A 13,986-nucleotide genomic window follows, 5' to 3' on the forward strand; every position below is an offset into this window, starting at 1 on the left:
CTTTATCCACCGGCTAACTTCACTTTATAGCCTTGCTTTTCAAGTTCAGCTTTGATGACGTCTCGCTTATCGCCTTGAATCTCGATGATCCCATCTTTAATTGCACCGCCTGTTCCGCATTTCTTCTTTAGGGTCTGAGCGAGTGCTTTTAACTCTGCGCCAACGAGCGGTAAACCAGCAATAGTGATCACACCTTTGCCTTTTCGCCCTTTCGTTTCACGTCTAACGCGGATGAAACCGTCGCTAAATGTTTCGGCTTGTTGTTCTTTTTTCGGTTCTGAAATGCGACCTTGATCGGTCGAGTAAACGAGGCGAGAGTCTGACATAATGCACCTAATTGCAGAAAATAATGCTGACATTATATCGTTTTTTAAAAGGCTAAAATAGCTTATTCCGCTTCAGCTAAAAAGCTGTTTTCTAATTGATATACATTAACGGCCTGATCTGGGTTCATACCCATTTCCATACACATTTGCCAATATTCTAAGTCGTCTTCTAGGCTCATTAACGCTTGGCTACGTTCAAATACAGCTTGTAGGTGTTCAGTTAAGTGCGCTTTAAAAGGATTGGGTAAAGACATAATTAAACCTCAAATTAAATCGACGAGGATTATGCCGCCCTAATATTAAAATTTCGAGAAGGGTTACTTTACTGTTACATATAATTTAATTCGGCTCAAATTGCTGCGCCCAAGACAGTGCATCTTGGTAGTAAGCAGCAAGTTCATCGTACTCAACTTGAATTTTGCTCGATTCTCTTTGCGTGTTATACCACTGCCCTTGCTCAAAATAACAGATGGCTCGCAATGAGATGGCTAGAGGGTTTTGACATTCATCTTCAGTCAACGCTAACACGATTTCATCACTCAAAGGCAATGTCGTTAATGCCACACACATAGGGCTATCTAATATGGCGTCTAATAAAGAAAAAAGCCCAGTTAAAAAGCCTAGCTCGGCTTGGCCAGGAAAACGTTTAGTACAAACAAGCTCACAATGCTTGGCACGTACAATCGCAATGCGCAGTAACTCTCTGGGTTTTCCTTCAGTCAACAAGCTCGTTACTAATAGCGCAATCAATTTACGTGTCTGTGCTTCACCTAAATAAATAAGAGCTTGTTTGATAGACGTTATTTCTTGCGTAAGCGGCATCACGCCTGAATTGATAAAGCGCAGTAATTTGTAGGTCAAGCTGACATCTTGCTCAAAGAACAAACTGACGGATTCAACATTGAGCTGTTGCTTTGCTATTTCTTTATACAGCATCATCAAGACGTGTGGGTTACCTTCCACATCGTTTCTTTCTTTTATCTCAGGTTTACAGAAAAAATAGCCTTGATAATAGTCAAATCCTAGCTTTCGACAAGCTTCGAATTCCGCTTTGGTTTCAACTTTTTCAGCTAAAATTTTCACCCGTTTTAGCTTTTTAATCGCCGGAATTAAAGGCGCAACATCATCGATAGGCGTGCGCATAATGTCGAATTTAATTAACTTAATAAATTTGAAAAATCGTTTCCATTCGGGTTTGTAGACAAAGTCATCAAGTGCGATGTGATAGCCCTGATGGAATAGCTCTCGACATAACTCAAAGACCTCGTCTGAAGGCTCAACATCTTCTAAGATCTCAATCATTACTTTATTTTTAGGTAATAAGCTAGGTAAACCCGACTCCAATGAAGCTTGGCCAAAGTTAATGAGTACAGGTTTGTTTTCACTATAAATTGATAGCCCTTGATTAAGGTGCGTTCGCATGATGAGCTTCGATGTTGCTTCATGGGCATCAACGTCGGGGAAAAAGTTCTCTGGTCCGTCTCGAAACAGTAATTCATAAGCGACAACATTTTGCTGCCTATTAAAAATGGCCTGCCTAGCCGTATAAACCTTCATTTAAGTTTGCTCCATGCAATGTCTTTCAACCAAGCCTTCTGTAGTAAGCTAAAACTTAATATTACTGATTGCAATATCATTTTTTCAATAAAATCTGTGCCTTAGCAAAATCAGGCGTGTTTTTATTAGCTTGGTGATAATCTTTCCAGCCGTAGTAGCTACCGACGAGCAAATCGAGTTGGAACAAATTATTATCAAATGCGCCTCCCTCATCAGCCAAAATAGCTAACCGGCTCCTCAGTTTGTCATCCCCTTTTTGTTGGTAGCTCAACATGATCAGTTTACCTAAACCAAGCGCTTTAACATTGCCTGCCAAACTCACTTGTTCTCTTAACGCTATTTTACTGGTGATTTCTTTCCCATATCCCATGATGCTAGGTACTTTGGCGAAATACCAATAACGCGCTTGTTGATCTTTGCCTAGGGCATAATCATAGCTAATGCCATTATTGCGATGAACATTGTAATACTCAGTGCGATCACCAAGATCCAGCACGCCAGTACCCTGTAATAACACATCATGTAACGCGGCTTCAGTCAGCCATACCATAGGCTCAGCGAGCTTGTTTTCATCCAATACCCCCTTCATAACCTGCTGACGCGTGTATTTAAAGCGACTAAGCTTGCTGCGTTTTTCCTGTGCTTGCTCAATAGTGAGTCCTTGTTCATCATAAGGTAAGCGATAAAGTGCATGATTGTAGGTAGAGGTTTTAACGGGACTCGCTTTAAGTAGCTTAGTGTAGTATTTAGTAAGCAGAAGTTGATCATCAGGTATCGCGTTTAAAATTCTAGCTTTTCCTTGGTGATTAGTTTCTTCAGCGTATTTTTCTGCCTGCTTTAAATCAGGTTGCCAATGATAAACATTGAAATGTTGCTTTAAAAAATCAGCCTGTTTTAATCGACTAGCATTTCCCTGTTGCTTATCTTCAGTTACCACCTGACAAAGAAAGTTAAGTGTCTGTTTAACCTGTTCAAGACTAAGGCCCGGGATGACAGTACCTGGATGATTGGCTTTTTCATCATAGGCACGTCCTTTAGCTAAGTAGGTTTTGGTGGCTGTAGCAACTTCACATAGAGCTTGTTCATCAAAGCTTAATTCACCTATTTCAGCATTGGGCTGTAAAGTGAATTTAGCTTGCGAAAAGGCAGAAAAAGAAAAGCTAAACAAAATAATAAAAAGCAGGTGTTTCATCGGTTTTTCAATACATTAGAGTCGTCAATGACGTTATAACACAAAAAAAAAAGCCCCTGCACAGGCAGAGGCTTAAAGTAAGTAAAAAGAAGTAATAAATTATTTTTCGTGGCGTAAAACTAAACCCACACACGCTAAAACTAATAAACCTAGAAGAGCGACAGGCATAAGTGTTCCGCTTTCAGTGGCGTTCTCCATTGCGAATGCAGAAGAAGTACAACACGCTAGCATTGATGCAGTAAAAAATCTCATGATGATTCCTTGTCTTTAATTCGAGTCATTACAGTTTATCTAAACGACATGAAGTTAATGTTAACTGGTTCTCATATAAGAAAAAACAGTCTTCCTTGAAACGATAAAGTCGATACTCACCACAGTATCGACTCATCCAAAATCTATAGTTTTAGGGGCTATAGAAATAGGCATCTTGCCTGAGTTCGTTGCTTATTTTATAACGACTCAAACTCGCTTCAAGTAACAGATGTTGTTTATGTTAACTGGGTCACATTAAGAGTGAAATTAAGCTTCAGCTTGCTGGTTATCGTGGTGCTCAGCGCAACCTTTACAGCTGTTGCATAACTTAATATTCAAAACATGCGCGAAAATAATTAACGCAGAGCCAACTCCCACAATTAATGGTTCGTAAGCACTGCCAAATGTTTCGCGGTTAGCATAAACAAAAATACCTAAAGTGAGCGAGTAGAAGGGATATAAACTGCGATGGTGTTTGTGAAACCCTGAAAATAAGGCTACAAAACCAATCGCAAATGCAACAAGCAGGCTCACTAGTTCATAAGCATGAGAGGAGAAAAAGCTTAGTCCTAGTAAAGGTAAAACAGGAATGAGCACGGGCAAGAAAATACAATGCATCGCACACAACGAAGTGAATACGATACCAAGCTTATCCAACCAATTACGCTTATTGTCTGTAATGTCTGTTGATTGCAAATTAAGTTCCTACTAACTGACTTAATAGTAAAATGGGGCGTGATTATAACACATTAACTATGTTATATCACAACGCTTGAACAGCAATTATCAGGATTTAGTTAAGCTATTGTTTTACTTAAAATTGTTCATCAAGTTTCAAAAATAAACTCATGCCCTGCTGGCGGGTATTTGGCAAAATGGTCGCAGTTGATACGAAAGGATTCATATTTTTCAACACTGAGTCAACACATGCAGAATTAACATCATCGTTAGTCACCCTTCCATTGTTACTCAGTTTTAGGGTAAGCGGAGTGGCATCTTCTAGTGTCAAGGTAAAACGCGTTGCTTGGCCAAACTCAATGGCATTATTAATTGCATCATGAAGACAGAAAAAGAGCTTCTCTGTTAATTCTGAATCAGATAAGACAACAGGCTCGGGCACATTAACCTCTATCGTTGGAATATTGGCCACTAATGCATCAATCATTTCTTTCAAATCGCGCTGAGATGAATCTCTCAGCTGAGTGACCGCGGCTTTTAAATCTTGTGTGGTCTTTCGAATTTCAGTTTTGATTAAGTCTAAGTTCTCTACATAATCTTGCTGGGGAGCTTGTTTAGCTTGCTCGACTCTAAGACTCAATGCCGTTAGTTTAGTTCCAACATGATTGTGTAATTCTTTTGATATTCTTAGCCTTTCTTCCATTTGATGCCTTTGGTCAAGTACAGAACGCATCGCTAATAGCTCACTGTGCTTTTTTTGTAGTTCAGCACGGTGTGATCGCTCTCTAATCCTTGATGTAGTTGAGGCAAAGGCAAACACTTCAAACACTAAGAAAGAAATAAACTTCATGATATGTTCAGTTTGTAAGCTGCCAAAGATAATCGCAAAAATATAGACAGTATTAATGCCTATCAGCACCAGAGCGGCTTGTCTGGTCTTATAAACTTCAGGTAAGACGGCAGCCCAAATTACCAGCAAGATAGGCGTGATCCCTTCAGGGTTGAGTGGGATCATTAAAATTAAGCAGCATATTCCCTGAATCAATAAACCACCACGCAAGCCACTCAGATGCGCGGGGTTAAACCTAGCGTAAGAAAACCACAAGAAGATGGCGAGAAAACAGATATATAAAAATGCGTGATAGGAAGAGGAAGCCCAAATGGCATGATCCAACAAAAATACAACTAGCCAACTAAAAACGCCGCTAAGAACCAGCGTCAACTCTTCCTTGTTCATCTTCTTCCCTGTAATAAAGCTTACTCGAAGTAAATCGAATCTCTGTATTGCTTAGGTTTCTGGCTACGGCTATCATCCAAAACTAACAATTACCTTAGTTTTAAATCATGCCAGCTGTAGAATTTACTCGAAACCTAGATCAGTTTTGGATAACTGACGATATCAATAAGTATGATCTTACCTCAATTCATAGTGAAATTGCGAGTACATACTGGGCAAAAAACATCCCCTTTTCGATATTTAAGCGTTCAATTGAGAACTCAACCTGTATAGGTTTGTTCGATAAATCAGCAAATAACAAGCAAATTGGCTTTGCTCGCTTTATTACAGATAAAGCGACATTCGCTTACTTAGGCGATGTGTACATTTTACCTGCGTATCAAAAGAAAGGGCTAGCAAAGTGGATGTTATCAAACGCACTAGAACACCCTGATTTACAAGGGCTAAGAAGGATAAGCCTTGTAACTAAAGACGCTTTTGGGTTATACGAAAAATTGGGGTTCGATAAAGCTGATAATGCATCAGGCTACATGCACCAATATTTTGATAATCGATATAGCAATGACTAACACACTAGCGCTCAAACAGGCCTTTGAATCGGCCTTTGTTTCGTCAAAATTAGTCGGCCACCGATTATTAAGTTTTTTTAATAATTCAGAAAAACTAGCGAACACTTGCCTCACGCAATTTATAGAAAATAAACCAAATTCACGCGTGCTTTGTATTGGTGTTGAAGCAACTGGTTGGTTACCTATCACCTCATCCACCTATATCAGTGCCAAGCAATATCGGCATTATCTAGGGCATGAATTTGACCTCATTATTTTTAATGGCAAAAAACAATTTCACCCAGATGCATTTGCTGCACTCGCAGGAACACTTCGTGCAGGCGGCCTATTCGTCTGTACTATGCCAGCCAAAGTAAAATGGTCTGATTATACCGATGAAGATAAATTAAGATGCAGCCAATGGCCTGAACAAGGAGGCTTTACATCCTATTTTCTTTGCAGATTAAAAAATCAAGTCGAGTCTTTTTCTCTACACAATAGAGTGCTTGATTTTAATCAGGACGATGAAACCGCAGCACTGTCTTCACTCCAGCGGTTACAGGCAGTATTAACTCAATCATCGAAGCACCAGAATACTGAGGATTCATGGCATCAGAACAGCACAGCAACCGCAGAGCAAGCTGGCTTTATCGATTTAGTGAGTCAAATTAAAGACCACCAAGCGTTTGTATTAACCGCAGATAGGGGACGAGGAAAGTCTAGTGTACTGGGAATGGCAATCGCTAAGATAAAGTTACTTAACCCAGAAAAAAGCGTCATCGTTACAGCACCAAGAAAAGACTGCGTTGCGCAAATTCAAGCTTGGCAGCAACAAGGCCGTGGCAAATCAGCTACTTTACCTTTTTTCGCTATTGATGAAATTATTACCAAACGCCCAAAAGCCCAGTGCTTAATCATAGATGAAGCGGCAGCTATACCCTTTGAGCAACTTAAACAGCTAACGGAGCAATATCCTCAAATTATAATTGCTACAACACTGCATGGCTATGAAGGTTCAGGGCAAGGTTTTTCGCAAAAATTCATGCGTTTTTTAGCGGCGAATAAATCACTTATTGAATATAAACTCTACCAGCCAATAAGGTGGCAACAAGGAGACAAGCTAGAGCGTTTTTGTAATCAAGCTTTTTTACTTGCAACAGAACAAAAGCAACTATTACGTCTTGATGATTGTGATTTATCAACGTTAACTTTTAATCGTTATTCAAAGCTATCCCTGCTAAACGATGAAAAAAAGCTTTGCGCGATTTTCAGCCTCTTGATTGAAGCACACTATCAAACTACACCCGCTGATTTACGCTATATAATGGATAGTCCAAACCTCATCGTATTTACAGCCGAACTAGATGATGAACTCATTGCTGTTTCATTAATTTCTAAAGAAGGTAATATCGACGCGGATTTAGCACTAGAAATAGCAAGAGGTCGTAGACGTGTTGCCGGTCACTTAACACCACAGACCATCGCGGCTCAACTAGGTGAAGTTGAGTTTTGTCGACATGCCAATTGGCGAGTTGTGCGTATTGCCGTCTTAGAACAATTCAGGCAACAGCATATTGCTTCCAAGCTGTTGGCATATATCGAACAACAAGCTAACAATAGTCAAATCAGCTATATGGCGACAAGCTTTGGTGCCGCAGCATCATTAGTCAATTTTTGGCAACAAAATGACTATCAACTGGTGCGCTTAGGTTTAAGCCGCGAAAAAACCACAGGTGAATTTTCAGCATTGATGTTAAAAACATTAACAAGTAATTTTAATAGCCTGATAGCTCAACTTGTTAACAACTGTGCTTACCAACTTAGCTACCATCAAAATTTGAGTTACCAAAGTGTTTGCCGCGAGCAATTAGCAGCATGGCAAAGCACATTAAGGCAACAACAAACATTTCCACTACTTAATTTTGAAAAACAGCACTTAAATCACTTTGCTTTTCACTTCGCTAATTTAGCAAGCACACGCGCTTTAATAGCTAAGTTACTTAGTATGTTGAATCGCTCTCATATTTCAGTTGAAAGTTACTCACTGCTAGAAGCTATTGCTAGAGGTGATAATGAGACGAAACTAGTGCAGGAATTTGCTTTTACGGGAAAAAAGCAGCTAACACAAAACGCCAGGCTTGCAACAGGCGAAGCACTTAACCAACTTAAAACCCTACTCTAGCTAGGTATTAATCAAACTCAAAATACTTACAATTCGCTGTGTTTATGACTTTGTGACAAATTTGTGTTATAAAGTGCGCCCTTTTTTGACCGTGAGTCCCTTTTTAACTTCGATTTGGAGCTGAGATGCCAACAATTATGCCTGATATTGCAAACCAAGCAAGTGCCCTTCAAGAAGGTACTTTAGATTGGGTTGGTATGAGTGAAATTGAAGTGCCGCTTACGGTTTCTGCCCAAGGTGAAGCGGATCGCCCAGTCAGTGCAAGAGTTGAAGCATTTGTTAATTTAATCGAACCAAAAGCAAAAGGCATTCATATGTCGCGCTTGTTCCTTCAACTTGATGAATTAGCGGCCGAGAAAAGTCTTTCACCAAAAGCACTTACAGAATTACTGAATGGTTTTATTGCCAGTCATGATGATTTAAGTAATGGCGCATACGTTAAATTTAACTTTGACTATCACTTAAGACGTAAATCTTTGCTCAGCGGAAAACAAGGCTGGAAAGCTTATCCAATTGAATTAACCGCATACAAAAAACAAGACCAGCAACATTTAGAGCTATCTGTCGAAGTACCTTACTCTTCAACGTGTCCATGTTCTGCTGCGTTGGCGAGACAACTTATTCAACAAGCCTTTGACGATAAGTACCAAACCACCGACACGTTAAATAAAGAAGATGTTCGTCAATGGCTAGGCACAACTGAAGGTATTGTTGCAACGCCTCATAGCCAAAGAAGTATTGCTGATGTCAAAGTCAAACTCCCTGCAGACTTAGAAGCGTTGCCAATAACTCACTTGGTCGATTTAATTGAAACAGCAGTACAAACACCAGTTCAAGCAGCGGTAAAACGCGAAGACGAACAAGAATTTGCGCGTTTGAATGGTCAGAACTTAATGTTTTGTGAAGATGCTGGCCGCCGAATAAGCCATGTGCTTAATTCCGATCAGCAATTTATCGACTTTTGGTTACGCATCAATCACTATGAATCTTTGCATGCGCACAATGCTGTTAGTATTAATACAAAGGGCATCCCTGGTGGCTATCAAGCAAACTAGTTAACCCCAATCTACGCGCTATTAACATCTCCCCCATGTTTTTAGCGCAAATGACTAAATTTTCACTTTCCAATTCCTTGATTATTATTCAGCCTTCTGATTTACCTAGATCTCAGGCGCACAACACAGAATAATCTAGCAATTTTTATGAATACTTATTCACTAAGTTTTATTCAAATCGTCACTTAAGAACCATTCTCATTAATCAATTTAGGTTACAAAAAAGCAAGATAACAACAACTTGGCGACAATTACCCCATTTTTCACCGAAATTAACCTTTAGTTACACTTATTAAATATTTCTGAATAAATCTGCATTTTAATTGACCTGAACGGCTAAAATGAGTACTCTATTAGGTTCTTCCATATTTTAAATTGATGAATGAAAAGTACGTATACGGCTAATAATCATTCTCTAGCTGGGGATACCTGACCCTAGCTAGTTGGCGATTTGCCAGTTTAAGTCGTAGTAACGGAGGTTTTTAAATGAAACTATATGATGCAAGCCAATCGAAAGATAACTGCGGTTTTGGCCTTATCGCTCATATGGATGGCGAAGCTAGTCACAAACTAGTAAGTACTGCCATCACTGCGTTAGATCGCATGAAACACCGTGGTGGTATCGCTGCCGATGGTGTAACAGGTGATGGTTGTGGTTTATTAATGCAAAAACCTGATTCTTTCTTCCGCGCTGTAGCAGAAGAAAATCAGTGGTCACTTGCTAGCAACTATGGTGTAGGTACAGTATTCCTAAACCAAGACGCAGACAAAGCAGCTTTCGCCCGCCAAGTAATAACTGAAGAACTAGAAAAAGAAACATTATCGATTGTCGGCTGGCGTGTAATGCCAACGGATGAATCTATTCTTGGTGAAATCGCTTCTGAATCAGTACCTGTAATCGAACAGGTATTTGTTAACGCGCCTCAAGGCTGGAAAGACGTCGACTTAGAACGCCGTTTATACATCGCTCGTCGCCGTGTAGAAAAGCGCCTTGAGAACATTGAAGATGATACTTTCTATATCGCTTCACTTTCTGCGCTAGTCACTATTTTCAAAGGCTTGGTAATGCCTGCAGATTTACCGCGTTTTTATAAAGACTTAGCGGATATTCGCTTACAATCAAGCATCTGTGTATTCCACCAACGCTTCTCAACAAACACGTTACCTCAATGGAAACTAGCTCAACCATTCCGCTTCTTAGCGCACAATGGTGAGATCAATACGATCAAAGGTAACCGCCAGTGGGCTGATGCACGTATTGCGAAATTCGCAACACCATTATTACCAGACTTAGAGTCTGCTTCACCGTTCGTAAACAAAACGGGTTCTGATTCATCATCACTTGATAACATGCTTGAATTGTTATTGGCAGGTGGTATGGATTTATACCGTGCAATGCGTTTACTTGTTCCACCAGCATGGCAACAAAACCCAGAAATGCCAGAAGAGTTAAAAGCTTTCTATGAGTTTAACTCAATGCACATGGAACCTTGGGACGGTCCAGCGGGTATCGTATTAACCAATGGTCGCCACGTTGCATGTAACTTAGACCGTAACGGTCTTCGTCCTGCGCGTTACGTTATTACTTCAAACCGTTTCATTACCCTAGCTTCAGAAGTAGGTATCTGGGATTACACACCTGATGAAGTGGTTGAAAAAGGTCGTGTAGGCCCTGGTGAAATGCTAGCGGTTGATACTAAGACAGGTGAGTTAAAGCACTCGCGTCAAATCGACAACGAATTAAAAGATCGCCACCCTTACCGCGAATGGTTAGACAGTAACATCAGCCGTTTAATGCCATTTGAGCAGTGTGACGCAGAATTAATTGGTAAGCGTAGTTACAACGATGATGAACTTGCCGTTTATCACAAGCAATTTAACTACAGCTACGAAGAAATCGACCAAGTCATTAAAGTACTTGCTAAAGATGGTCAAGAAGCCGTTGGTTCTATGGGTGATGATACTCCTATGGCTGTGCTTTCTTCTAAAAACCGCTCAGTATACGATTACTTCCGCCAAATGTTTGCTCAGGTAACTAACCCACCAATCGACCCGTTACGTGAAAACCACGTAATGAGCTTACAAACGTGTATTGGTCGTGAGCAAAACGTATTTAGCGAAACAACTGGTCACGCAAGTCGCGTATTATTTGAATCGCCAGTATTGATGTACACAGACTTACAACAATTGCGCGAGTTTGATAAAGAACATTACGGCGTAGTAAATATCGAATTAAACTTCGACCCAGCTGAAAAAGATCTTAAGCAAGCAGTAGAAGATATTGTTGCTCAAGGTCTGAAAGCCGTTAAAGAAGATAATGCTGTAATCTTAGTTTTATCTGATCGCAATATTGAAAAAGGCAAATTACCAGTACCTGCAGCTATGGCAACAGGTGCATTACAACGTCAATTAGTTGAACAAGGTTTACGCTGTGATTCAAACATCGTTGTTGAGTCAGCGTCTGTACGTGACCCACATCACTTTGCGGTATTACTTGGTTTAGGTGCAACAGCCATCTATCCATTTGCGGCTTATGAAACAATCGAACAATTAGTTGAAAAAGGCGCCTTAGATATTGATGCTCGCCAAGCCTTGATGAACTACCGTAAAGGTATCAATAAAGGCCTATTTAAGATCATGTCTAAAATGGGTATTTCAACAATTGCCTCTTACCGTTGTTCACAGTTATTTGAAGCTGTGGGTATCAGTGATGACGTTATGGAGCTTTGTTTTAAAGGTGTTACCAGCCGTATTCAAGGTGCAGGCTTTGCTGACTTCCAGCAAGACTTATACAACCTTGAGCGCATTGCTTGGCTTAAGCGCAAGACAATTACTCATGGTGGTTTACTCAAGTTTGTACACGGCGAAGAAGAGCACGCTTATAACCCTGATGTTATCCAAACATTGCAAACAGCGGTTAAGTCGGGTGAATACTCAGACTATATTAAGTTCGCCGATTTAGTTAACAAACGCCCTATTCTTTCAATTCGTGACTTATTTGAGTTAGCGAGTGATAAAGAAGCAATTTCAGTTGATGAAGTAGAACCAGCTGAAAACCTATACAAGCGTTTCGATACAGCTGCTATGTCAATTGGTGCATTAAGCCCAGAAGCTCACGAATCATTAGCCATTGCGATGAACCGTTTAGGCGGTAACTCTAACTCTGGTGAAGGTGGTGAAGATCCTAAGCGCTATGGTACTGAGAAGAACTCAAATATCAAACAGGTTGCTTCAGGTCGTTTCGGTGTAACACCACACTACCTTACAAACGCTAAGATTATCCAAATCAAGGTTGCACAAGGTGCTAAACCAGGTGAAGGTGGCCAGTTACCGGGTGATAAAGTTAACCCTTACATTGCAACACTGCGTTTCTCTGTACCGGGTGTGACACTTATTTCACCTCCACCGCATCACGATATTTACTCAATTGAAGATTTAGCTCAGCTAATTTTCGACTTGAAACAAGTGAATCCAACTGCACTTATCTCAGTTAAATTAGTATCTGAGCCAGGTGTTGGTACGATTGCAACTGGTGTTGCTAAAGCTTACGCAGATTTGATTACTGTTTCTGGTTACGACGGCGGTACAGCTGCATCACCATTAACGTCAGTTAAATACGCAGGTTCACCTTGGGAAATTGGTGTTGCAGAAACACAACAAGCCCTTGTTGAAAACAACTTACGTCACAAAATCCGTTTACAAACAGATGGTGGTTTAAAAACAGGTTTAGACGTAGTTAAAGCGGCTATATTAGGTGCTGAAAGCTTTGGCTTCGGTACTGGTCCTATGGTTGCTGTAGGTTGTAAATTCTTACGTATCTGTCACTTAAACAACTGTGCGACAGGTGTTGCAACACAAGATCAAAAATTACGTGACAACCACTACATCGGTGTACCAGAAATGGTAATGAACTACTTCAAGTTCATCGCCCAAGAAGTACGTGAAATCATGGCATCTTTAGGTGTTGCTAAGTTTGAAGATTTAGTTGGTCGTACAGAGCTATTAGAAATTATTGATGGCTATACGGCTAAGCAAAGCCGTTTAGATCTAAGCCCAATTTTACATGACAACGTACCAACTGAAGCAACAGCACGTTTCAATACTGAAGCGAAGAACGAACCGTTCGACAACGCTGTTCTTAATAAGCAAATGGTAGCGGACGCTGCTGATGTTGTTGAGAATAACGCTGGTGGTACATTCAACTACGAAATCTGTAACTTAGACCGTTCAGTAGGTGCTACGTTATCAGGCAAAATTGCATACAAGTACGGCAACCAAGGTGTAAGTAACCCAATTACGGTTAACTTCACAGGTACTGCTGGTCAAAGCTTTGGTGTATTCAACGCTGGAGGCTTAAACCTAGTATTAACAGGTGACGCTAACGACTATGTAGGTAAAGGCATGGCTGGCGGTAAGCTAGTTATTCGTCCACCAAGAGGCGTAGCTTACAAGTCAAACGAAAGTGCCATCGTTGGTAACACATGTTTATACGGTGCTACAGGCGGTAAATTATTCGCTGCCGGTCGCGGTGGTGAGCGTTTCTGTGTTCGTAACTCAGGTGCCCTTGCTGTTGTAGAAGGCACAGGTGATAACGCATGTGAATACATGACAGGTGGTATTATCTGTATCCTAGGTAAAACAGGTGTTAACTTCGGTGCAGGTATGACAGGTGGCTTTGGTTACGTATTAGATGAAGACGGTACTTTCGAATCTAAAGTAAACCCTGAGTTAGTAGAGACAGTCGACTTTGAAGACAAAGCGATTTTAGTTGAACACTTACGTGGTTTAGTTAACCAACACTATGAAGAAACAGGTAGTGCGCACGCATTAGATATTCTAACTCGCTTCAATGAGTTCTTACCTAAGTTCAAACTAGTTAAACCGAAAACTAGTGATGTGAAGAGCTTATTAGGTCATATCAGTCGTTCTTCGGCTGAACTTAGAGTTGAAGTGCAGTAG

At 40.5% G+C, this 13,986-nt stretch carries 11 protein-coding genes; 4 read left to right on the forward strand and 7 right to left on the reverse strand.

Annotated elements, in window-relative coordinates; translation table 11 throughout:
* Positions 1–2 precede the first annotated feature (2 nt).
* The 7 genes from yciH to HR060_RS01875 all read right to left on the reverse strand — a co-directional run bounded on the left by yciH (position 3) and on the right by HR060_RS01875 (position 5,242).
* A complete protein-coding gene (gene yciH / locus HR060_RS01845) occupies positions 3–326 on the reverse strand; it encodes a stress response translation initiation inhibitor YciH (RefSeq protein ID WP_174198562.1) in 324 nt (107 codons plus the stop codon).
* 62 nt (positions 327–388) lie between these two features.
* A complete protein-coding gene (locus tag HR060_RS01850) occupies positions 389–580 on the reverse strand; it encodes a hypothetical protein (protein ID WP_174198563.1) in 192 nt (63 codons plus the stop codon).
* 85 nt (positions 581–665) lie between these two features.
* On the reverse strand, positions 666–1,883 hold the full coding sequence (locus HR060_RS01855; RefSeq protein WP_174198564.1) for an EAL and HDOD domain-containing protein: 1,218 nt from the start codon (positions 1,881–1,883) through the stop codon (positions 666–668).
* 76 nt (positions 1,884–1,959) lie between these two features.
* Complete coding sequence (locus HR060_RS01860; protein ID WP_174198565.1) at positions 1,960–3,075, reverse strand: MltA domain-containing protein; 1,116 nt, start codon at positions 3,073–3,075, stop codon at positions 1,960–1,962.
* Positions 3,076–3,174: 99 nt separating this feature from the next.
* On the reverse strand, positions 3,175–3,327 hold the full coding sequence (locus HR060_RS01865) for a hypothetical protein (RefSeq protein WP_174198566.1): 153 nt from the start codon (positions 3,325–3,327) through the stop codon (positions 3,175–3,177).
* Between the two features lie 267 nt (positions 3,328–3,594).
* Positions 3,595–4,023 (reverse strand): MerC domain-containing protein, encoded by a 429-nt coding sequence (locus HR060_RS01870; RefSeq protein WP_246283048.1) that lies wholly within the window; start codon positions 4,021–4,023, stop codon positions 3,595–3,597.
* A gap of 118 nt (positions 4,024–4,141) precedes the next feature.
* The gene (locus tag HR060_RS01875) at positions 4,142–5,242 is read right to left on the reverse strand and encodes a sensor histidine kinase (protein ID WP_174198567.1); all 1,101 of its coding nucleotides are present in this window, start codon (positions 5,240–5,242) and stop codon (positions 4,142–4,144) included.
* Positions 5,243–5,349: 107 nt separating this feature from the next.
* On the opposite strand from HR060_RS01875, the gene HR060_RS01880 reads away from it, so the two are divergent.
* The 4 genes from HR060_RS01880 (at position 5,350) to gltB (ending at position 13,986) form a co-directional block, all read left to right on the forward strand.
* A complete protein-coding gene (locus HR060_RS01880) occupies positions 5,350–5,811 on the forward strand; it encodes a GNAT family N-acetyltransferase (protein ID WP_174198568.1) in 462 nt (153 codons plus the stop codon).
* On the forward strand, positions 5,804–7,972 hold the full coding sequence (locus tag HR060_RS01885) for a tRNA(Met) cytidine acetyltransferase TmcA domain-containing protein (protein WP_174198569.1): 2,169 nt from the start codon (positions 5,804–5,806) through the stop codon (positions 7,970–7,972). Before HR060_RS01880 ends, HR060_RS01885 begins: the two co-directional genes overlap by 8 nt.
* 125 nt (positions 7,973–8,097) lie before the next feature.
* A complete protein-coding gene (gene folE2 / locus HR060_RS01890) occupies positions 8,098–9,027 on the forward strand; it encodes a GTP cyclohydrolase FolE2 (protein WP_174198570.1) in 930 nt (309 codons plus the stop codon).
* A gap of 486 nt (positions 9,028–9,513) precedes the next feature.
* On the forward strand, positions 9,514–13,986 hold the full coding sequence (gene gltB, locus HR060_RS01895) for a glutamate synthase large subunit (RefSeq protein WP_174198571.1): 4,473 nt from the start codon (positions 9,514–9,516) through the stop codon (positions 13,984–13,986).

The organism is Marinifaba aquimaris (assembly GCF_013328345.1).
Taxonomy (GTDB): Bacteria; Pseudomonadota; Gammaproteobacteria; order Enterobacterales; family Alteromonadaceae; genus Marinifaba; species Marinifaba aquimaris.